21 protein-coding genes are annotated in these 19,443 nt (G+C 63.3%); 5 read left to right on the forward strand and 16 right to left on the reverse strand.

The window, feature by feature from the left end; all coding sequences use genetic code 11:
* Positions 1 to 290: 290 nt before the first annotated feature.
* From pth to JN279_RS12820, 4 genes are all read right to left on the reverse strand, one after another.
* A complete protein-coding gene (gene pth, locus JN279_RS12805; protein WP_202352922.1) occupies positions 291 to 1,010 on the reverse strand; it encodes an aminoacyl-tRNA hydrolase in 720 nt (239 codons plus the stop codon).
* A 23-nt stretch (positions 1,011 to 1,033) separates the two neighbouring features.
* Positions 1,034 to 1,675, reverse strand: a complete 642-nt coding sequence (locus JN279_RS12810) for a 50S ribosomal protein L25/general stress protein Ctc (RefSeq protein ID WP_096449327.1) — start codon at positions 1,673 to 1,675, stop codon at positions 1,034 to 1,036.
* Positions 1,676 to 2,029: 354 nt separating this feature from the next.
* Positions 2,030 to 2,833, reverse strand: coding sequence for an alpha/beta fold hydrolase (locus JN279_RS12815; RefSeq protein ID WP_202353708.1), 804 nt, complete (start codon positions 2,831 to 2,833; stop codon positions 2,030 to 2,032).
* Positions 2,834 to 3,089: 256 nt separating this feature from the next.
* Positions 3,090 to 3,518, reverse strand: a complete 429-nt coding sequence (locus tag JN279_RS12820) for a MarR family winged helix-turn-helix transcriptional regulator (protein ID WP_202352923.1) — start codon at positions 3,516 to 3,518, stop codon at positions 3,090 to 3,092.
* A 148-nt stretch (positions 3,519 to 3,666) separates the two neighbouring features.
* Here JN279_RS12820 and JN279_RS12825 point away from each other — a divergent pair, with 148 nt between their 5' ends.
* Complete coding sequence (locus tag JN279_RS12825; protein WP_202352924.1) at positions 3,667 to 4,524, forward strand: alpha/beta fold hydrolase; 858 nt, start codon at positions 3,667 to 3,669, stop codon at positions 4,522 to 4,524.
* Between the two features lie 76 nt (positions 4,525 to 4,600).
* On the opposite strand, the gene JN279_RS12830 is transcribed toward JN279_RS12825, so the two are convergent.
* On the reverse strand, positions 4,601 to 5,842 hold the full coding sequence (locus JN279_RS12830) for an MFS transporter (RefSeq protein ID WP_202352925.1): 1,242 nt from the start codon (positions 5,840 to 5,842) through the stop codon (positions 4,601 to 4,603).
* Between the two features lie 151 nt (positions 5,843 to 5,993).
* On the opposite strand from JN279_RS12830, the gene JN279_RS12835 reads away from it, so the two are divergent.
* Positions 5,994 to 6,878: an AraC family transcriptional regulator gene (locus JN279_RS12835; protein WP_096449319.1), complete on the forward strand. Its 885-nt coding sequence runs from the start codon at positions 5,994 to 5,996 to the stop codon at positions 6,876 to 6,878.
* Between the two features lies 1 nt (position 6,879).
* On the opposite strand, the gene JN279_RS12840 is transcribed toward JN279_RS12835, so the two are convergent.
* The 7 genes from JN279_RS12840 to JN279_RS12870 form a co-directional block, all read right to left on the reverse strand.
* A complete protein-coding gene (locus JN279_RS12840) occupies positions 6,880 to 7,815 on the reverse strand; it encodes a ribose-phosphate pyrophosphokinase (RefSeq protein ID WP_019860650.1) in 936 nt (311 codons plus the stop codon).
* Between the two features lie 168 nt (positions 7,816 to 7,983).
* The gene (locus JN279_RS12845) at positions 7,984 to 8,622 is read right to left on the reverse strand and encodes a hypothetical protein (RefSeq protein ID WP_202352926.1); all 639 of its coding nucleotides are present in this window, start codon (positions 8,620 to 8,622) and stop codon (positions 7,984 to 7,986) included.
* A 43-nt stretch (positions 8,623 to 8,665) separates the two neighbouring features.
* A complete protein-coding gene (locus JN279_RS12850; RefSeq protein WP_096449315.1) occupies positions 8,666 to 9,817 on the reverse strand; it encodes a M24 family metallopeptidase in 1,152 nt (383 codons plus the stop codon).
* Positions 9,817 to 10,611 carry a peptidoglycan editing factor PgeF gene (gene pgeF / locus JN279_RS12855; protein ID WP_202352927.1) on the reverse strand — a complete coding sequence of 265 codons (795 nt, stop codon included), beginning with the start codon at positions 10,609 to 10,611 and terminating at the stop codon, positions 9,817 to 9,819. The genes JN279_RS12850 and pgeF overlap by 1 nt, the downstream gene beginning before the upstream one ends.
* Before the next feature lie 115 nt (positions 10,612 to 10,726).
* The gene (locus JN279_RS12860) at positions 10,727 to 11,815 is read right to left on the reverse strand and encodes a class I SAM-dependent methyltransferase (RefSeq protein WP_202352928.1); all 1,089 of its coding nucleotides are present in this window, start codon (positions 11,813 to 11,815) and stop codon (positions 10,727 to 10,729) included.
* Entirely contained in the window at positions 11,812 to 12,705 is an 894-nt protein-coding gene (lgt, locus tag JN279_RS12865; RefSeq protein ID WP_202352929.1) for a prolipoprotein diacylglyceryl transferase, read from the reverse strand. Before lgt ends, JN279_RS12860 begins: the two co-directional genes overlap by 4 nt.
* A gap of 134 nt (positions 12,706 to 12,839) precedes the next feature.
* A complete protein-coding gene (locus JN279_RS12870) occupies positions 12,840 to 13,073 on the reverse strand; it encodes a BrnA antitoxin family protein (protein ID WP_202352930.1) in 234 nt (77 codons plus the stop codon).
* Between the two features lie 214 nt (positions 13,074 to 13,287).
* On the opposite strand from JN279_RS12870, the gene JN279_RS12875 reads away from it, so the two are divergent.
* From JN279_RS12875 to JN279_RS12885, 3 genes are all read left to right on the forward strand, one after another.
* Complete coding sequence (locus JN279_RS12875) at positions 13,288 to 13,590, forward strand: accessory factor UbiK family protein (RefSeq protein ID WP_096457761.1); 303 nt, start codon at positions 13,288 to 13,290, stop codon at positions 13,588 to 13,590.
* 317 nt (positions 13,591 to 13,907) lie between these two features.
* Positions 13,908 to 14,408, forward strand: coding sequence for a YbjN domain-containing protein (locus tag JN279_RS12880; RefSeq protein ID WP_027030631.1), 501 nt, complete (start codon positions 13,908 to 13,910; stop codon positions 14,406 to 14,408).
* A 12-nt stretch (positions 14,409 to 14,420) separates the two neighbouring features.
* On the forward strand, positions 14,421 to 14,780 hold the full coding sequence (locus JN279_RS12885) for a tRNA-binding protein (protein WP_202352931.1): 360 nt from the start codon (positions 14,421 to 14,423) through the stop codon (positions 14,778 to 14,780).
* 286 nt (positions 14,781 to 15,066) lie between these two features.
* Here the strand turns inward: JN279_RS12885 and JN279_RS12890 are convergent, their stop codons facing one another.
* The 4 genes from JN279_RS12890 to JN279_RS12905 all read right to left on the reverse strand — a co-directional run bounded on the left by JN279_RS12890 (position 15,067) and on the right by JN279_RS12905 (position 19,217).
* Complete coding sequence (locus JN279_RS12890) at positions 15,067 to 16,089, reverse strand: glycosyltransferase family 4 protein (RefSeq protein WP_202352932.1); 1,023 nt, start codon at positions 16,087 to 16,089, stop codon at positions 15,067 to 15,069.
* 324 nt (positions 16,090 to 16,413) lie between these two features.
* Complete coding sequence (locus JN279_RS12895) at positions 16,414 to 17,829, reverse strand: ATP-binding protein (RefSeq protein ID WP_202352933.1); 1,416 nt, start codon at positions 17,827 to 17,829, stop codon at positions 16,414 to 16,416.
* Between the two features lie 148 nt (positions 17,830 to 17,977).
* Positions 17,978 to 18,697: a response regulator gene (locus JN279_RS12900; protein ID WP_096449299.1), complete on the reverse strand. Its 720-nt coding sequence runs from the start codon at positions 18,695 to 18,697 to the stop codon at positions 17,978 to 17,980.
* Complete coding sequence (locus JN279_RS12905; protein ID WP_202353709.1) at positions 18,684 to 19,217, reverse strand: MarR family winged helix-turn-helix transcriptional regulator; 534 nt, start codon at positions 19,215 to 19,217, stop codon at positions 18,684 to 18,686. Before JN279_RS12905 ends, JN279_RS12900 begins: the two co-directional genes overlap by 14 nt.
* Between the last annotated feature and the right edge of the window lie 226 nt (positions 19,218 to 19,443).

Consider the following 19,443-nt stretch of genomic DNA (forward strand, 5'->3'; position numbering starts at 1 on the left):
TCACGCGTTCGTCAATACGGCGTGATGCCGGCGCGGGCTAATTTAGCGATGTCGCGTGACGACAGCTTCACCATAGAGGGAGTTCTGAACGGCAGATGAACCAGGCGCTGAATGATCTCCAGGCCGCGCTCAACCAGCTTTAGGCGGCCTTGCCGGACAAGGGCGGTCATCGCGTCAAGGCGATCGCGCTGGTGAAGGATGCCATCAATGAGACGACCAAGGGCATGGCCGTCGGCGCGATGTAGTTCTGCGGGTCGGCGCTGCCTGTATGTCAGGCGGCGCCGGTCGCTTCAGTCTTTTCCGAACAGCTTCTTCAGCATCGCCGCCATCGGCCCGGTCTCAGGCAGTTTGGCCGGCGCCTGCTGCGGGCGTGCCTGGCGGATGTGGCTCTGCTGCTTGGGCGCCTGTTTCGGCGCCGGCTTGTCCGGCTCGGGTGCGGCCTTGCCCTGGACGGCAAGGGCTGCCTTGTTCATGAAGCCGGATTCGTCGCCCTTGACGATCATGGCGGCGTTGTCGGCGATCGCATCGAGCAAGGGATCGAGCCATTCGCGGTCGGCCTTGGCGAAATCGCCGAGCACATGGTGCTGGACCATTTCCTTGACGCCGGGATGGCCGACGCCGATGCGCACACGGCGATAGGCGTTGCCGACATGGCCGTCGATCGAGCGGATGCCGTTGTGGCCGCCGGCGCCGCCGCCGGTCTTGATGCGCAGCTTGCCCTCGGCAAGGTCGATCTCGTCATAGAAGACGGTGAGGGCGGAAAGCTCGAGCTTGTAGAAGCGCAGCGCTTCGCCGACCGACTGGCCGGACAGGTTCATGAAGGTCTGTGGCTTGATCAGGACGATCTTCTCGCCGCCGAGCGTGCCTTCTGAAATCAGGCCCTGGAATTTCTTCGACCAGGGCGAAAAGGAATGGCGGCGGGCGATAGCGTCCGCCGCCATGAAACCGACATTGTGCCGGTTGTCAGCGTATTTCGCGCCCGGATTGCCGAGGCCTGCAAAGACAAGCATCGTCTGCTCCGGGCGGGAAAGAGTTACTTCTCTTCGGCGGCAGGAGCCGCTTCAGGTGCAGCCGCTTCGACCGTCTCTTCAGCCTCCGGCTTCATCGCCGACGAACCGGCAATGGTCGCGATGGTGAAGTCGCGATCGGAGATGACCGGCTTGACGCCGGCCGGCAGCTTGACCGCCGAGATGTGGATCGAATCGCCGATGTTGGTGCCGGTGAGATCGATGGTGATGAATTCCGGGATCGCATTGGCCGGGCAGTGGAACTCGACTTCGTGACGCACGATGTTGAGCACGCCGCCGCGCTTGATGCCGGGCGACTTGTCCTCATTGATGAAGTGGACAGGCACGTCGACATTGACTTCGGTGTCCTTGCCGATGCGCAGGAAGTCGACATGGACAGGGAAATCCTTGACCGGGTCGAGTTGGAAGTCCTTCGGCAGGACCTGGATCTTCTTGCCGTCGACATCGATCGTGGCGATCGTGGTCAGGAACCCGCCGCCATGGATCTTGTAGTAGATGTCCTTGTAGGTGAGAGCGATCGCCAGGGGAGGCTGCTTGTCACCATAGATTACTGCAGGCACTTTACCGTTGCGGCGAACTGCACGGGCGGACCCCTTACCGACCTGTTCGCGCGCTTCGGCCTTGAGCTCGTAAGTATCGTGGCTCATGGCTTTTCCTTTCGCGTGTTATGGAGCGTTTGCGGCAGGCAATGTGCCCAAGCCGTAAACGTCGAAAGCCGCCAGACCTGGATGTCCGAATGAGGGCACCCGCTTTGAGACGGAGCTTTGTTCGGGATCACAAGGGAAGGCAGCCTTCCGCCGCGTTGCCTCCAAGGGTGTCTACGCGGGTGGCGGCTCTATAGCGGAAGGCGGCCGGAGGTGCAAGCCGGAGGCTGGAGGCGCCTGCGGGCACCTCGTACGGCTCAGCATTCCCGGCTGGCCGGTCGGCTTGGGGTTGCAACATTTCAAACGAGCCGGTCGCCGAAGCGGTTGAACTTCATACCGCCCCGGGGACCAACCTCGCTAGCTGAGCTGCCCAGCGGCTTCCGAGATGAGCTGGGTGATCTCACGCGGGTGAGAGATCAGCGACAAATGACTTGCCTTCACCTCGATGGTCTTGGCGTTCATGCGTTTGGCCATGAAGCGCTCGAGATCCGGGTTGATGGTGCGGTCCTCGGTCGAGACGGCATACCAGCTCGGCTTTGAGCGCCAGGCCGCCTGGGTTGTCTTTCCGGAGAAAAGCTGATCCGAGATCGGCCCCTGGACGGCATAGAGGATGCGCGCCTTCTCGCGAGGAATACCACCGGCGAAGTCCCGCAGGAAAGCCTCCTCGCTGAGCTTGCCATAGCCCGCCGACCAGACAAGGCCCGCCGAGGCGGGCGGCGGCGCGAAAGTCTTGGCGAGCGCCGTGTAGTCTTCGCCGGCATCGGGCGCGCGCGCCGCGACATAGACGAGCGACGACACTTTTGGATCCGCCCCTGCCTCGCTGACGATCATGCCGGCAAAGGAGTGGCCGACAAGTATCGTCGGTCCATCCTGGAGAGCGATCGCACGGCGCGTTGCCTCGACGCCTGCCTCCAGCGTGGTCAGCGGGTGCTGGACGACGGTTGCATTGAAGCCGGCCTGCTGCAGCAGGCCAACCACCTCCGACCAGCACGAGCCATCGGCATAAGCGCCATGGACGAGGACGACGTTGCGGACCCTGGGGCGGACCTCGGGGCGAATCTTGGAGCTCGTCTGGGCTCGCGCCTTGGCGGAGCCGGCCAGTATGCTCGTCGCCACCCCGGCGACGAGCGCGGTGGAAAAAGTACGCCTATTCAACATGATCGTGGATTCCTTGAGAGGTTGGCAGATCGCGCCGGGATTTCGGCCGGGACGCGCCGCAAGTGCTTTGCCCGACGCTATGTCCAGTCTTCGCAAGCTACCGAGCGTGCGTTACAGCCGTCACCGCTTCGTGATCGCAGGCCTTCGGCCGGGCTGGCGTCTGTCGCGGCCGGTCGATGGCTCCAGGCGCCTTCTCAGAGCGCTTTCCAGGCGTCTGGGGGTTTCGGGAGAAAAGCTAGTTACGGCTGGATCGAAATGGCTAGCGGTCGCCACCCAGCGCATCGCGCAGCGCCTGGATTTGCCGGTTCAGCGCATCAAGTTGCGCCAGCGTCATGCCGGAGCGTTCGATCAAGGTCTCGTTCAGGCAATTGCACTGGACAAGCAGCTCGCGCCCGGCGACTGTGAGGTCGACCTGCACCTGGCGCTCGTCGGTATGGCTGCGCTGGCGGGTCACAAGGCCGGCCTGTTCCATGCGCTTGACCAGTGGCGTGATCGTGCTCGATTCCAAAGCGAGCCGGTGGGCGATCGAGCCAACCGACATGCCGTCGGCCTCGGCAAGCGCGTTGAGCACGAGATATTGCGGATAGGTGATCCCCATCTCGTCCAGCATCGGCTTGTAGGTGCGATTGATCGCCATTGAGGTGGCGTAGAGCGTGAAACAGAGCTGGTTGTCCAACGGGAGAGGCACGACGCGTTCCTTTTGCCGACGTAGGAAATTCGGTACCACGAAAAATGATATCGCGATACATATTTTTTGTAGACAAGGGTTCAGGGCTGCGCTAGCAATATCGATATCGCGATATTGTTTACCGCGACAACAATCAAAGGAGATTGAGATGGCTTCGCAGACGAAATCCGGTTCCGGCAGCGGCACGATCACCACCAAGGACGGCACGCAGATTTTCTACAAGGACTGGGGAACCGGTCAGCCCATCGTCTTCCATCATGGCTGGCCGCTGAGCAGCGACGACTGGGATGCGCAGATGCTGTTCTTCCTGGCGCAAGGCTACCGTGTCATTGCCCATGATCGGCGCGGCCATGGCCGCTCGACCCAGACGGATATCGGCAATGAGATGGACACCTATGCGGCGGATGTGGCTGAACTCGCGGCGCATCTCGACCTCAAGAATGCCATCCATGTCGGCCATTCGACCGGCGGCGGCGAGGTGGCGCGCTATGTCGCCAAGTACGGCTCGGGCGGCCGCGTCGCCAAGGCGGTGCTGGTTGGCGCGGTGCCGCCGATCATGCTCAAGACGGCTGCCAATCCCGGCGGTCTGCCGATCGAGGTCTTCGACGGTTTCCGCGCCGCCCAGGCGGCCAATCGCGCGCAGTTCTTCCGCGACGTTCCGGCCGGTCCGTTCTATGGCTTCAACCGCCCCGGCGCCGAGGTATCGCAGGGCGTCATCGACAATTGGTGGCGCCAGGGCATGATGGGGGGCACCAAGGCGCATTATGATTGCATCAAGGCCTTCTCGGAAACCGACTTCACCGAGGATCTGAAGGCAATCGACGTGCCGGTGCTGGTCATGCATGGCGATGACGACCAGATCGTCCCGATCGCCGACTCGGCGCTGTTGTCAATCAAGCTGCTCAAGAAGGGCGAGCTCAAGGTCTACAAGGGCTTCCCGCATGGCATGGCGACAACTCATGCCGACGTCATCAACGCCGACCTTCTGGCCTTCTTCAAGGCCTAGAACCTTCCGCAGGATAGGCAAAGCACCCGCCCATCCGGGCGGGTGCTTTTTCGGTGTGAATTCCGATCCGCCGGGTTTAGGCCGCGGCCTGGGCCTTCCTCGCTTCCTTCATGTTGGGCAGGAACACCGTCAGCAGCCCGAGCAGCGGCAGATACGAACAGATCTGGAAGACGAAATCGATGCCCTTCATGTCGGCGACGACGCCGAGCACGGCGGCTGCGATGCCGCCCATGCCGAAGGCGAAGCCGAAGAAGATGCCGGCGATCATGCCGACGCGGCCCGGCACCAGTTCCTGCGCGAAGACGACGATATTGGAGAAGGCCGACGACAGGATCAGCCCGATCAGCACCGTCAGCACCATCGTCCATTCCAGATTGGCGTAGGGCAGCGCCAGCGTGAAGGGCAGCACGCCGACGATCGAAAACCAGATCATCGCCTTCTGTCCGTAGCGGTCGCCGAACGGGCCGCCGAGCAGGATGCCCAGCGCCGAGGCGCCGAGGAACAGGAACAGCATCACCTGGCTCATCTGCACCGAAACCCCGAACTTATGGATGGAGTAGAAGGTGTAGTAGCTGGCGAGGCTGGCGATGTAGGCGTTCTTGCTCAGCACCAGCAGGGTCAGCACGATCAATGCGTTCATCACCTTGCGGCGCGGGAAGGGCGAGACGAAGCTTGCCGCCTTGCGCGTGCCTTGCGCGGCGCGCAAGCGGCTGTACCAGCCGCCGACCTGCCACAGAACGACGATGCCGATCAGCGAGCCGACGGCGAACCAGGCGATGCTGGTCTGGCCGAACGGCACGACGATGAAGGCGGCCAGCAGCGGCCCCATCGACTGGCCGAAATTGCCGCCAACCTGGAACAGCGACTGCGCCAGGCCAAACCGGCCGCCCGAGGCGAAGCGGGCAATGCGCGAGGATTCGGGATGGAAGATCGCCGAGCCGATGCCGATCAGCGAGGCGCCGAGCAGCAGCAGGTAGTAGTGCCCGGCATAGGCCAGCACGATCAGGCCGATCAGCGACGAGGCCATGCCGTAGGGCAGCGAATAGGGCATCGGCCGCTTGTCGGTGATCATGCCGATCACCGGCTGCAGCAGCGACGCCGTCACCTGGAAGGTGAAGGTCAGCAGGCCGATCTGCCAGAAATCGAGGCCGTAATTCTGTTTCAGCAAGGGATAGATGGCCGATAGCAGCGACTGCATGATGTCGTTTATGCAATGGCAGAAACTCACCGCCAGGATGACGGTGAAGGCCGTCGCCTGAGCGGAAGTGTGACTGGCGCTCGCGGGTGGCGCGACTCTGGCGGCTGTCGTATCGGTCAAGGCAGGCTCCGTGGTCTTTTTGGCGGGCACGCCCGCGGGCAATCTGACGGACGCTCCTGCGGCCGCCTTAGGGACGGTTGCCTTATAGGCCGCTTGCCGCGCGACTTCTTTCGTGGTTTGGTCCAATAGTTTCGCAAGTGGGCCATAGCCGATGCCACATGGCAGGGAAATCTTCCGCGCCGGCAATGCCGATCTCGGCCAATTGCACCAGAGCCGCTGGCAATGGCTGGAGGAGGTTGCCGGGCCGGCGGTGGCGTTACCGACCGAATATCCCGACGGTTACCACGTGCCGCAACACCGCCACAGCCGCAGCCAGTTGCTGCACGCGTTGGTCGGCGTCGTGCTGGTGACGACGCGGCACGGGCGCTGGATGGTGCCGCCAGACCACGCGATGTGGATTCCGGCCGGCATCGAGCATTCGGTCGAGATGCTGGGCGATGTCTCGATGCGCTCGGTCTATGTGATGCCAGGCGCGATTCCCGGCCTGCCGGAAGGCTTGCGCGTCGTCGGCGTTACCGAGCTGATGCACAGCCTGATCGTGGAATCGGAGAAACTGCCGCAAGGCGGCGAGCTGGAAGGGCGCGGCGGGTTGATCATGAAGCTGTTGCTGCATGAGATCCCGACCTTGCCGGAACGGCCGCTCGGCCTGCCATTCCCGTCCGATCCAAGGCTGGCGATGCTGTGCCGGCGCTTCGTCGCGGCACCTTCGCCGCATGCGACGATCGACGAATGGGCTGACGCCGCCGGCATGAGCCGGCGCTCCTTCACGCGCGCCTTCCAGCGCCAGACCGGCCTGTCGCTGTCGACATGGCGCCAGCAGGCCTGCCTGTTCGCGGCGCTGCCGCGGCTCGCCGATGGCGAGCCGATCACCCGGGTGGCGCTCGACTTGGGCTATGACAGTGTGCCGGCCTTCATCACCATGTTCAAGCGCATGCTGGGCTCCTCGCCGCGCGGCTATATGCGCGGCGCGCGCGACAATGGCGAAAGTGTTCGTCGGCCAAACGTGCCGGCGCGGCTGGAAGGTCCTGTAGCCTAGACTAATCGAACAGGCTCGACACCGATTCCTCGGTCGCCGTGCGCGAAATCGCTTCGCCCATCAGGTCGGCGATCGAGATGACGCGGATGTTCGGCGCGTCGAGCACGCCTTGCGTCGGCTGGATGGAATCGGTGATCACCAGTTCCTGCAGCTTCGAGCCACTGATGCGGGCCACAGCGCCGCCCGACAGCACGCCATGGGTGATATAGGCGGTGACGCTGGTGGCGCCGTTGGCCAAGAGCGCATCGGCGGCGTTGCACAGCGTGCCGCCGGAATCGACGATGTCGTCGATCAGCAGGCAATCCTTGCCGGCGACCGCGCCGATGATGTTCATGACTTCCGATTCGCCCGGGCGCTCGCGGCGCTTGTCGACGATGGCGAGTTGCGCGTCGAAGCGCTTGGCCAGCGCACGCGCGCGCACCACGCCACCAATATCGGGCGACACGACGACGACATTGCCGAGCTGCTTGTATTTGGCCTTCACGTCGCGAGCCATCACCGGCACGGAAAACAGATTGTCGGTCGGGATGTCAAAGAAGCCCTGGATCTGGCCGGCATGCAGGTCGAGCGTCAAAACGCGGTCGACGCCGGCGCGGGTGATCATGTTGGCGACCAGCTTAGCCGAGATCGGCGTGCGGCCCGATGCCCGGCGATCCTGCCTGGCATAACCGAAATAGGGAATCACCGCCGTGATGCGCTTGGCCGAGGAGCGCATGAAGGCGTCGATCATGATGAGCAGTTCCATCAGGTGATCGTTGGTCGGGAATGAGGTCGACTGGAGGATGAAGACATCCTCGCCGCGCACGTTTTCCTGGATTTCGACAAAGATTTCCTGGTCGGCAAAGCGCCTGACGCTGGCCTTGCCCAGCGGGATGTTGAGATAGCGGGCGACCGCTTCGGCCAGCACCCTGTTGGAATTGCCCGCGAAGAGTTTCATGCACCGTTCCTGGTGGGGGATGGGAAGGCCTGACAGACTCTCCCGTACCTTTTAACCGGGCTTTTAGCGGCCCGCGCTGGTATTGCAAGCGCCGAGATCGGGAATCCGCCGGCTAAACTCAAGAAAGGTTCGTGCCATCGCCGAGAGGCAACACTCGAGCATGCCTTGCTAGCCGGCCTTGCCGCCCAGAAATGCCGCGAACTGGTCGATGGTCTGGTCGGCGATCGCCTGCATGGTGGCCGGCGAGACCGCCTTCCAGCTGTCGGCGCCCGCGCCGGCGCCGGAATTGACCGATGGCGCCTTCATCTGGCCGTTGATGCGGTGCAGGCGGTTACCCGAGGGATCGTAGACGTCCCAGACATAGATGACGGTGGTGTCCTTGCCCTCCGAAATCGCCGAGAAATAGCCCTTCAGCACATGGGTCGCGGTCTGGTCGGCGCTGCCGGCAAGTGTAATTCCACGCTGCTTGGCGCGCGTCTGCAGTTCCGCAGTCAGCGGAGTGGCGGCTTCCACCGAAGCGCCGACGATCGGTGCGATCTGCAGCCGGGTCTTCGACAGGATAGCAGCGCTTTGGGCCGAGGTGAGCGGTGCGGTGGTGGTTGCGGCTCCGGCCGTTGTGGTGGCGGGCGCAGCTGTTGAGGGGGTGGGAGCCGTGGCCGCCGTACTGCCCGGCGCTACCGGCGCGGGCTGTGCGGAGGCCGCCGGCGGGGTGATGGCGGAAGGTTCGAGAACGTCCTTTGCGTTGGTGCAGGCAGCCAGAGCCAATGCCACAAGCAATGACACGGTCGTCATATGCGATCGTCTCATTTGCCTTCTAACTCCTTGGCGAAGAACGCCTCCCATTATGGATTCACTGTACGATCAAGTCGAGATCATGGCGGGAAAGCGGCTTCGGCTGGGATTCGGTGGTCAGGTAGGTGCGGCCAAGCGTCATTGCCGTCTCGGTCTCGGAATCCATGATGATCATGTGGGCGAACAGCGTCATGTGCGGCGCGATCGGCTCTGGGTTGCCCTGATAGAACATCGGCATGTCCATCCAGGACGGCGTGAAACGGGCGCCGACGGAGTAGCCGCAGGCATTCAGCCGGTGCTTGGTCAAGCCGTGCGCCTCCATGGTGCGGGCGTGCGCGTCGAACACGTCGCCGAATGTATTGCCGGGCGTCATCGCCTTTTCCACCGCCAGAAGGGCGGCGCGCGCGGCGTCGAACAGTTCCTGATGGCGCTTCGACACCTTGCCGGTCAGCACAGTGCGCATCATCGGCGCATGGTAGTGATGGAAGACGCCGGCCCATTCAAGCGTCAGCTGGTCGTTCTTGGTGAGCTTGCGGCGGCCGGCCTTGTAGCGGCACAGCAGCGCATCGACGCCGGAGCCGATGATGAACTCGTTTGCGGGATAGTCGCCGCCGCCGGCAAAGACCGCGCCCTGCATGGCGGCCAGGATCAGCGCCTCGTCGCCGCCCTGTTTGATCAGCGGCAGTGCTGCGTCCAGCGCGTCGTCGGAGAGATTGGCGGCCTTCTCGGCCTTGGTGATCTCGGCCGGGCTCTTGAACAGGCGCAGCCGGCCGACAATGCCGGAGGCATCGGCAATCTGGCCGAAGGTCTGCAACTGCTCGTCCAGCCGGCGGCCATTATAGGCGGTCAGGCCATGGGTGTCGTATTCGACGCCGATGCGGGCGCCAAGCAGGTCGAGGTCGTTAAGCAGATTGCGCAGGTCGACCGCCGGGTTGGCGCCGTTGCGGTCGGTCCACAGCACGATGTTGTCGATGATCGAGGTGTGACGCGCCTGGCGCAGGTCGGCCGAACGGGTCAAAAGCACCATCGAGCCGTCGGCCTTCACCACCAGGCACTGGAAGAAGCAGAAGCCGAACGTGTCGTAGCCGGTCAGCCAGTACATGCTTTCCTGCGCGAACAGCAGGATGGCGTCGAGCTTCTTCTCGGCCATCTCGATCATCAGCCGGTCTCGCCGCGCGTCAAATTCCGATCGTTCAAAATGCAGCGCCATTATTCATTCTCCAAAACGATGGCCGAAACCTGCCGGCCGTAATCGGCTTCCTTGCGGTGCGTGGTGCGCCGGTAGGAGTAAAACAAATCTTCCTCGGCATAGGTGCAGCGGCCGAGGCCCTCGGCGATCACGCCAGCCCTGGCAAGCCGATCGACCGTGTAGCGGTTGAGGTCGAACATGGCATGGCCTGATGTGACGGAGGGCGCGAAGTAGCCGATGTTTTCGGCGTCGGCCTCGACGAAGCGGGCGACGAATTCCGGCCCGACCTCGTAATTGCCGGGGCCGATCGAGGGGCCGAGCACGGCGACGATGTTTTCGCGCCGGGCGCCCAGGCTCTCCATGGCGGCGATGGTGTTTTCCAGCACGCCGGTAAAGGCGCCTTTCCAGCCGGCATGCGCCGCGCCGATGATGCGCGCCCCGGCATCGGCAAACAGCACCGGGCCGCAGTCGGCGGTCGAGGCGCCGATGGCGATGCCCGGCCGGTCGGTGACGATGGCATCGGCCTTGGGGCGTTCGCCGGCAAAGGGTTCCCGGGCGACGACGACGTCGGGGGAATGGATCTGCCAGGCGGTCAACAGATGGCTCGTCGGCACGCCCATCCAGGCAGCGACGCGGGCGCGGTTTTCGGCCACCAGCGCCTTGTCGTCGTCCGACCCGGTGCCGATGTTGAGGCCCTGGTAGATGCCGGTCGAGACACCGCCTCTACGGGTGAAATAGCCGTGGCGGATGCCTTGTGCCTGCGCCTTGTCCAGCAGCGGCGACCGAACGGGATCCGGTTTGGTCTGAGTGAGCATGCGGGCGTTGTTGTCCGTGTGGGCGGTTTCGTCAAGAAAAAGTCCGGAAGCAAGCGGCCGGCGGTTCGACCGCTCTTTTACCGGACGGGAGATTGGGAGGGGCAGCGGTGAAAAGTCAATCCGCCGTGGCAAACGGCCGAATGGTCACACCGCGCGGCAGCACGGCAAGCACCTTGAACAGATCGCCCATGGCCTGCGGTCCGGCAAGACGCTCGACATCGCCGGTGATCTTGTCGCGGCCAGCCTGGCCAGCATCGGCGCCAAGCCGGCCGGCGCGCTCGAGAATGCCCATGCCGAGCAGGAAATTGCCTTGCGTCGACAGATGGACGTCGAGACCATGTGCGCGCGCAACCGCGGCCAGGGCGGCGAAATCGACATGCGAGGTGAGGTCGGCTTCGCCCGGATTGGCCAGCACATCTTCGTGATTGTGCTTGCGCAAGGCCTGCAGCGTGTCGCCGACACCCGGCCGGAGATGGCCATAGTCGAGAAACAGCCCGGCGCCACTGTTTCGGGCTATGCGCTCGGCAATGGCCGCCATCAGGGCGGTGCGGGCCGGCGCCACCTCGACGATCGCGCCTTGCGGCGCTTCAGCCGCATCGACGGGCAGCAGCGTCGGGTCGACCGAGCCGGCGCCGGCGAAGAAGCAAAGGACATTCTGGTCGTCGAGGCCGACCATGCGCTCGCGCCAGCTGGCGCCGGCGCGGACGAACTGACGAATCGGCACGGCGTCGAACAATTCGTTGCCGACGATGAGCAACGGCTGATCGGGCAAGGTCTCGATGGTCTCGTGCCAGCGAACCGCGAAGGGCGTCGCGCCGAGCGTCTGTTTCTGGGTCTCGGCCAGGCGCGGGCTGGTCTCGATCATGGCGAATGCAGCGCCATTGGCCAGATCAGGATCGAGCCGCGACAGGGTGCGCAGCATGTCCTTCATCAGCGTGCCGCGACCGGGGCCGATCTCGGCGATAGTGACCGGCATCGGCCGGCCAATCGCTGCCCAAGCCTGGTAAAACCAGACGGCGACGAGTTCGCCGAACATCTGGCTGATCTCCGGCGCGGTCACGAAGTCGCCGGCGGCGCCGAACGGCTCGCGCGTCGTGTAGTAGCCGTCCGCGGGGTCGAACAGGCACAGCGCCATGTACTCGTTGACGGGAAGGGGGCCGAGCGCCTCGATCAGGTCGACGATGCGGGTCTTGAGCCGCGTCATGTCGCCTGCCGCTGTCCTTGCGTCACCGGCTTGGCTGTAGCCATCGCCCAGATGCCGGCCAGCACCATCGGCGTCGACAGGATCATGCCCATGGTCAGCCAGTTGGTGCCGAGGAGATAGCCGAGCTGCTGGTCGGGTTCGCGGAAGAACTCGACGAAGATGCGCGACAGGCCATAGCCGCAGATGAAGGCGCCGCCGACGAAGCGCGGCGTCTTCAGCTTGAGGCGCGAATGGGTGAGGATGCGCAGGACCAGGAACAATACGACGCCCTCGAGCAGGGCCTCATAGAGCTGGCTCGGATGGCGAGGGAGCAGGCCGGCAGGGCATAGACCTTGTGCCTGCTGGATACGGTCATTGCAGAAGATGACGCCCCATGGTGCGTCGGTGATACGGCCCCAAAGTTCCGCGTTGATGAAGTTGGCGACGCGCACCAGGCCGAGCCCAACCGGCACGCCGGCGGCCACGACATCGAACAGCGACCAGGTGCGGATGCCGCGCTTGATGGAAAACAGCGTCATGGCGAGGATGACACCGAGCAGGCCGCCATGAAACGACATGCCGCCTTGCCAGACCGCGAAGATGTCGAGTGGATGCGCTATGTAGCGCGCCAGGTCGTAGAACAGCACGTAGCCCGTACGGCCGCCAAGCACGACGCCGATCGCTGCCCAGACAATGAAATCATCGAGGTCCTCCGGCTTCATCGGCAGGATGCCGTCGGGCCATAGTTTCGGGTTGGCGGCTAGCCGCTTGGCGTACCACCAGGCAAACAGGATGCCGACGATGTAGCCGATGCCGTACCAATGCACCGCCAGAGGCCCGATCTGGATGAGGATCGGGTTGATGTTGGGGAAGGGCAGCGAGGCCAGCGGCAGCAGGAAATATTCGTTCAACGGGGAGCTCTCGGTTGCGGTCGCATTCGGGCGCGGACCATGCGGTAGGGTTTTGGCAGGGTCAAGGCAAGCCGGTCGCCGTCAAGTGTCGCGACCGATCACCATTGCGAGCCATCGCGCCTTGGGTGGCGAACTCAGCCCTTGGCGGCCACAAACTGCCGCAACGCGTCGTTGATCCTGTCCTGCCAGCCGGGGCCGTCTTCCTGGAAATGATCGAGCACGGCCCGGTCGATCCGGATCGAGACAAGCTCGCGGACATTCGGGGCGGATGAGGGTTCGCGAATGGGCGCTGCCGGTTTCTTGACCGGCTTGAAGGCCGCTTCGGCGGCTTCGAACGGATTTGTCGGTCGGCGCGGGGGCGTTGCCATTGGGTGACCCTGACTGGAGCGTGCTGAAGCACTATTTGATGACGACACAGTAGGCGATTTGGCGTCCTTAAGTACAGCTTGGGGCCATTTGAAGGCTTCGCATAGGCATGGTACCGCCATGCGCCATAGCAACGCAGAGGCCGCACCAGCCCTCAACGTTCTTGCATTCGGCGCTCAGCGCCACTACGTCATTTCGAGCAAGCGAGGATTTGCCATGTCGACCGGACCGAACCGCATTCTCGATGAATTCGCCAAGCTGATGACCGATGCCGCGGGTGCCGCGCAGGGCGTCCGGCGTGAGGTGGAGACTGCCTTCAAGGGGCAGGCGGAGCGCATCCTCAATTCGATGGATGTGGTGCAGCGCGAGGAATTCGAGGCCGCGCGCGAGATGGCCGCCAAGGCCCGTGACGAGAACAGCAGGCTTGCCGCCCGCATCGAGGCGCTCGAAGCGAAGCTTGCAGAACTCGCCGGTGAGGCCGCACCAGCGGCGGCGGCGAAGCCTCGCGCAAAAAAATAATCGTTAAACTTTTCCACATAGTGCGATCTTGAAAAGCGCTTTGCCGTGAATCGCTTAACGGCATTGCATGAATCTTTGTGACAGCGCCTTTCCACATGCGAATGACGCAGTGCGAAAAATTGGGCTGTTCACGCGACTCCCGATCAATAGACTGAATTTGTTGCATGATTCGAAGCAGGGTCATGCGGCCGGGCGGTGGGGTCCGGTCTGGGGTCTTTGCGTCGAGAAGTCCTGGCCGTCCGAGTTCTAGATCAGATTGTTCGTCGTGTGTGCCCCGCGGAGCGTGAGGCGCTCCCCCTGAACACAGGAAGCATTCCATGGAACTTCTCGAACTCGAATACTCCCGCGAAATCCATCCGGTGGATGTTATCGAGCAGGTGGCCCACAACAACGACTGGTCCTTCGAACGGGCCGGCGATGATGAAATCTCGATCTCGGTCGCCGGCAGCTGGACCGACTATCACGTCTCCTTCTCCTGGATGGAGGATTTCGAGGCGCTGCATCTGGCCTGCGCCTTCGACATCAAGGTGCCGGAAACCCGCGCGCTGGAAGTGATGCGGCTGCTGTCGCTGATCAACGAACAGATGCTGTTCGGCCATTTCGACCTCTGGGAGCAGGAGGGCGCGATCATGTTTCGCCAGTCGCTGCTTCTGGCCGGCGGGGTCGAGCCGTCGAGCCAGCAGGTCGAGGTGCTCTTGTCCTCGGCGCTGGAAGCCTGCGAATGCTATTTCCAGGCTTTCCAGTTCGTCGTCTGGTCGGGAACCTCGGCCAAGGACGCGCTGGCCGGCGTGCTGTTCGAGACCTACGGCAATGCCTAGAGCCGTACGCGAATGAGTTCGAGCAGCGAGCGCAAGCCGCAGATCAGTTTTGCCGATTTCGATCATGTCGACATCCGCGCCGGCACGATCGTCGAGGCCGAACCGTTTCCGGAAGCGCGCAAGCCTGCCTTCAAGCTGAAGATCGATTTCGGACCCGACATCGGGGTGAAGAAATCATCGGCGCAGATCACCAAATACTATACGCCCGAAAGCTTGATTGGCCGGCAGGTGTTCGCCGTGGTCAATTTCCCGCCACGCCAGATCGGGCCGTTCATGTCGGAAGTGCTGACGCTCGGTTTTCCCGACGAGGAGGGCGCGGTGGTGCTCGGAGCGATCGAGCGCAGGGTGCCGGATGGCGGGCGGCTGTTCTAGGATTCATCGCTGATAGTTGCGGTCGTCGCACGTTACACGCTTTCGTCATCCACGGGCGGAGCGGGCGCTAAGCGCCCGCGCAGACCCGAGGATCCATGCCGCGACAGTGGCCGAAAAGCGGAGCGGTCCAGAAGGATGCTTCTGGCTCTGGGCTGGTCGAGCACACGCAGTTTCGCCGTTATCCTTAATCCTTCACCGCTGCGGACGCTTCCAGCTCACGGAATGGATCCTCGGGTCTGCGCGCCGGCTTCGCCAACGCTCCGCCCGTGGATGACGAAGGAGAGGGTCAGGCGGCAAGCCTCCGCGGCATCCCCAGTGCTTCCTCGACCGTGTCGAGGAACATTTCCGCACAAGCCTTCCAGCTGTAGCGCATGGCGCGTTCTCTGGCCTCGGCGCGGTCGACCTTGAGGGCGGCAAGTGACGCCTCGCGCAGATCGTTGGAGACCGCGCCGCCAAAGCCATCGCCGACAATGTCGATCGGCCCGGTCACCGGATAGGCGGCGACCGGCGTGCCGCTGGCCAGCGCCTCGATGATGACGTTGCCGAACGTGTCCGTGCGGCTGGGGAAGACGAAGACATCGGCCGAGGCGTAGATCTCGGCCAGTTCGTCATTGGGGCGGTGACCGAGGAAATGCGCCTTGGGATATTTTGCCCTGAGCTTGGCAAGCTCAGGGCCTTCGCCGACGATCACCTTGCTGCCGGGCAGGTCGAGGTCGAGGAAGGCGGAGAGGTTCTTCTCGATGGCGACGCGGCCAACGCAGAGGAAGACCGGGCCGGGGAAGCCGAGGTCTTTCCTCTTGTCCGGCCGGAAATGGTCGGTGTCGACGCCGCGCGTCCACGGCCGCAGCTTGTTGAAGCCGCGCGCCGAAAGGTCGTCGGCGAGCGACTGGGTGGCGACCAGCGTGCCCTGGCCGGAATTATGGAAATCGCGCAGCCAGCGATAGGCCCAGCTTTCCGGCACCGGCAAGCGGGCGCTGAGATACTCGGGAAAGCGCGTGTGATAGCTGGTGGTGAACGGCCGGCCAGCATTGCGGCAATAGCGCCGCGCCATGATACCGAGCGGCCCTTCGGTGACGATGTGGATGTGATCCGCCTTGTAGGCATCGATCAGGCGCGCGACATGGCCTGGTGTGGTCAGCGCCAGCCGGATGTCAGGGTAGGTCGGCAGGGGCAGCGTGCGAAAGATGTTGGGTGTCAGGAAATCCACCGCGACGTCGAAGGATTTCAGCGTTTCGGTGAGCCGCTCCAGCGTGTGGACGACGCCATTAACCTGCGGGCGCCAGGCGTCGGTGACCATCAATATGCGCATGGCGGCCCTTTGCTGGAAAGGTCGACGGTTGCCTTGAGGCGATGCCGGAACGGCGACCAGCCGGCCGCCCTCGCTTCGCTCCAGCGCACCCGGGCGGGTACGGCGTCGAAGTGAGGCGGCCGGGCCGAATCAACTGCAGTCGCGCGTTTCATGCGCGCTCTTCACCATGATTTCATGACGAGCGGATGAAGCCTGATATCTGGCTTGATACTTGAGCTGCCTAAAGCGCGTCGCGTTGAAACGGATTCATGCGACGCGCTTTAGGTTTTTTGTTTTTATGCATGTCGTTCTCCCAAAACCGAGGTCACTTTTGGGCGACATGCATCAGGCCGGAACCTTGATCACCGCGCGCAGGCCGCCGAGCGGACTGTCGTCGAGGGTGATGTCACCGCCATGGCTGCGGGCGATGTCGCGGGCAATCGACAGGCCGAGCCCGGTGCCGCTGGCATCGAGGTTGCGGGCCTCGTCGAGCCGCACGAAGGGCTTGAACACGTCCTCGCGCCTGTCAACAGGAATGCCGGGGCCGTTGTCGTCGACAGTGACCACCAGCGAGCCGCGGCCGTGATTGGCACTGACCTCCACCGTCTTGGCATAGCGGAAAGCATTGCCGATGACGTTGGACAACAGCCGGGCGAAGGCATTCGGCCTGACATGCACGGTCGGATCGCCGGAAAACGTCGTCGACAGCTTGCATTTGCGCAAGGCGGCTTCGTCGCTGAGCTTTTGGAAATAGGCTTCGAGATCGAAACGTCCCGGATCCTCCGAGGCCTCGCCACGGGCAAAGGCGAGATAACCCTCCAACATCGACTGCATGTCGTCGATGTCCTGGTTGAGCGCCGCCTTGGTCTCGGTCTTGCCGCCGGCCAGTGCCAACTGCAGCTTGAAGCGGGTGAGGATGGTTCTCAGATCATGGCTGACGCCAGTCAGCATGGCGGTGCGCTGGTCGATCTGGCGCTCGATGCGCTCGCGCATCTGGATGAAGGCAAAGCCGGCGCGGCGAACCTCCTCGGCGCCGCGCGGGCGAAAATCGCGCGGCATAGGCCGGCCCTTGCCGAAGCTTTCGGCGGCCTCGGCGAGCGTCAGGATCGGCCGGATCTGGTTGCGCAGGAAGGGGATGGCGATCATCAGCAGCACCAGCGAGGTGCCGACCATCCAGATCAGGAAGATGTGGGTGTTGGAGGCATAGGCCTGGCTGCGGCGCACGAAGACGCGCAGCACCTTGTTCTCGAGCTGGACGCGCACCTCGACGATGTTGGAATTGCCGACCGTGTCGATCCAGAACGGCCGGTTGATCTGGCGCGTGATCTCTGAGGAGAGAACGTCGTCGAGGATAGAGAAGAACGGTTTTGGACCGGGCGGCGGCAAGGGATCCGGCGGCAGCAGATCGACCTTCAGCTGCATGCGGTCCTGGGCGATGCGGATGATGTTGGCGTAGTCGGCGTCGTGCGGATAGGTCTCGATCAGGTCGATGATGGCGGCGATGTCGCGCACGGTGGCCTGCGACAGGCGCTGCGTCACCGTTGCCCAGTGGCGCTCCATGAAGACGAAGGCGACCACCGATTGCAAAAGGATCATCGGCGCGATGACGATGATCAGCGAGCGCGCATAAAGGCGCTTGGGCATGTAAAGCGAAACGAGGCGCCAGAACCGGTTCCAGATGCGCGGCACCGCCTTGAGCGTTCGCGTGGCGCGTGCGCTCAAGCCGTCAGATCCCGGCCCTTCCAGTTCCGTCGTCGCCATCGGCTCTTTTTCATTTCGCCTGCGGCACTCGATCAGGATGACGTTCGGTTGGATCGTCTTCCTGATCTAACTCTTTGTTGGAGCATGATCTTTTCCGAAAACCGGTTCCCACTTTTCGGGATCATGCCCTAGCGCCGCGGCCGGTATTCTATTCCACGCTGAGCCGATACCCAATACCGCGCACGGTCTGCAGCCAGACCGGGTTGGACGGATCGCGCTCGATCTTGCGGCGCAGCCGGTTGATCTGCACGTCGATGGTGCGCTCGCCGACTTCCGAATCGTCACCTACCAGTTCGTGGCGCGGGATGGTTTCGCCGGCGCGTGCGGCAAAGATCGCCAGGATCTCCTGCTCGCGGTCGGTCAGCTTCAGCGCCTCGCCGCCGCGCTTCAGCTCGCGCCTGGCGATCTGGAAGGTGTAGGGGCCGAAGACCAGCTGTTCGACCTTGGGCGTCGTCGCCGGGCCGCCGCGGCGCAGGATGTTGTTGATGCGCAGGATCAGCTCGCGGGGGTCGAAGGGTTTGGGCAGGTAGTCATCCGCGCCGGCTTCGAGCCCTAGGATGCGGCTGTCGGTTTCCGACAGTGCGGTCAGCATCAGGATCGGGACGTTCTTTTCGGCCCGCAGCGATTTGGTAAGGTCGACGCCGCTTTCGCCGGGCATCATGACATCGAGCACAAGCAGGTCGAAGTCGAGGCCGGTGAGTTTGCGCCTGGCTTCGCCGGCATTGCCGGCGACGGTCACGCGGAAGCCGTTTTCGGTCAGATACTGTTTGAGAAGATTGCGGATGCGGGTGTCGTCGTCGACCACAAGCAGATGCGGCGCGTCGTCGTCCGGTGCGGCCGCCTGATCGACCCTCTCAGTGCTCTCCATGGTTTTTCCCTGACATTTTTGCGGACCCAACGTCGATCTGAGCTCTCAGTTCCGGATTGACCATCGCTTCGAGGAAGCGTTCCACCAAGGTCCGTTCGGTGGCGCCGGAATCTTCCAATGCAGCACGGATGCGGCGCGACTGTGGCCGTGCCAGGGCCAAGGCCAGCGCACGGCCCTTCGCCGTCGGATAAAGTTCGCGCTGCCGGCGGTCGCGCGGGCCTTGCAACTGCACGACATGGTCGGTGTCGATCAGTTGTTTGAGAACGCGCGCCAGGCTCTGCTTGGTGATCTTCAGCACGTCGAGCAGTTCGGCAACCGTCAGGCCCGGCCGGCGGTTGACGAAATGCAGCACCCGGTGGTGCGCGCGGCCGAAACCATAGTCGGCCAGGATCTGATCGGGATCGGAGGTGAAGTCGCGGTAGGCGAAGAAAAACAGTTCGATGATGGCGAAGTCGATGCCGTCCTCGACTGACATCGCGGTCCTGATCGGTTTTCCGGCGGCTGCGCTTCGATCCGTCATCATTTCTCCATGGGAACGGGAGATTATGTCAGTACTATTGACGTAATTTCCCTGCAATGGTAATTTTTGACAAGGTTTTGGGCGGATTGCGAACGAAAAGGCAAGGCAGGCCGGTTTTTCCGGAACTTCCTGAGTTTGCCAGAGCGCGATTATCCGCTTACGCTTCGCAACATCGGCCGGCGTGTCCAATCACGGCCAAAAAGAACACGCAACGACACTAAGGATA

This window comes from Mesorhizobium sp. 113-1-2 (assembly GCF_016756475.1).
Taxonomy (GTDB): Bacteria; Pseudomonadota; Alphaproteobacteria; order Rhizobiales; family Rhizobiaceae; genus Mesorhizobium; species Mesorhizobium loti_C.

Bases quoted from the DNA above. Each gene is read 5' to 3' on its own strand.
- JN279_RS12900 (WP_096449299.1), bottom strand. From the start codon at position 18,697: ATGGAGAGCACTGAGAGGGTCGATCAGGCGGCCGCACCGGACGACGAC.
- pgeF (WP_202352927.1), bottom strand. From the start codon at position 10,611: ATGCTCACTCAGACCAAACCGGATCCCGTTCGGTCGCCGCTGCTGGAC.
- JN279_RS12890 (WP_202352932.1), bottom strand. From the start codon at position 16,089: ATGCGCATATTGATGGTCACCGACGCCTGGCGCCCGCAGGTTAATGGC.
- JN279_RS12850 (WP_096449315.1), bottom strand. From the start codon at position 9,817: ATGGCGCTGCATTTTGAACGATCGGAATTTGACGCGCGGCGAGACCGG.
- JN279_RS12810 (WP_096449327.1), bottom strand. From the start codon at position 1,675: ATGAGCCACGATACTTACGAGCTCAAGGCCGAAGCGCGCGAACAGGTC.
- JN279_RS12905 (WP_202353709.1), bottom strand. From the start codon at position 19,217: ATGACGGATCGAAGCGCAGCCGCCGGAAAACCGATCAGGACCGCGATG.
- JN279_RS12835 (WP_096449319.1), top strand. From the start codon at position 5,994: ATGCCACATGGCAGGGAAATCTTCCGCGCCGGCAATGCCGATCTCGGC.
- JN279_RS12845 (WP_202352926.1), bottom strand. From the start codon at position 8,622: ATGAGACGATCGCATATGACGACCGTGTCATTGCTTGTGGCATTGGCT.
- JN279_RS12895 (WP_202352933.1), bottom strand. From the start codon at position 17,829: ATGGCGACGACGGAACTGGAAGGGCCGGGATCTGACGGCTTGAGCGCA.
- pth (WP_202352922.1), bottom strand. From the start codon at position 1,010: ATGCTTGTCTTTGCAGGCCTCGGCAATCCGGGCGCGAAATACGCTGAC.
- JN279_RS12870 (WP_202352930.1), bottom strand. From the start codon at position 13,073: ATGGCAACGCCCCCGCGCCGACCGACAAATCCGTTCGAAGCCGCCGAA.
- JN279_RS12840 (WP_019860650.1), bottom strand. From the start codon at position 7,815: ATGAAACTCTTCGCGGGCAATTCCAACAGGGTGCTGGCCGAAGCGGTC.
- JN279_RS12860 (WP_202352928.1), bottom strand. From the start codon at position 11,815: ATGACGCGGCTCAAGACCCGCATCGTCGACCTGATCGAGGCGCTCGGC.
- JN279_RS12885 (WP_202352931.1), top strand. From the start codon at position 14,421: ATGAGTTCGAGCAGCGAGCGCAAGCCGCAGATCAGTTTTGCCGATTTC.
- JN279_RS12880 (WP_027030631.1), top strand. From the start codon at position 13,908: ATGGAACTTCTCGAACTCGAATACTCCCGCGAAATCCATCCGGTGGAT.
- JN279_RS12825 (WP_202352924.1), top strand. From the start codon at position 3,667: ATGGCTTCGCAGACGAAATCCGGTTCCGGCAGCGGCACGATCACCACC.
- JN279_RS12875 (WP_096457761.1), top strand. From the start codon at position 13,288: ATGTCGACCGGACCGAACCGCATTCTCGATGAATTCGCCAAGCTGATG.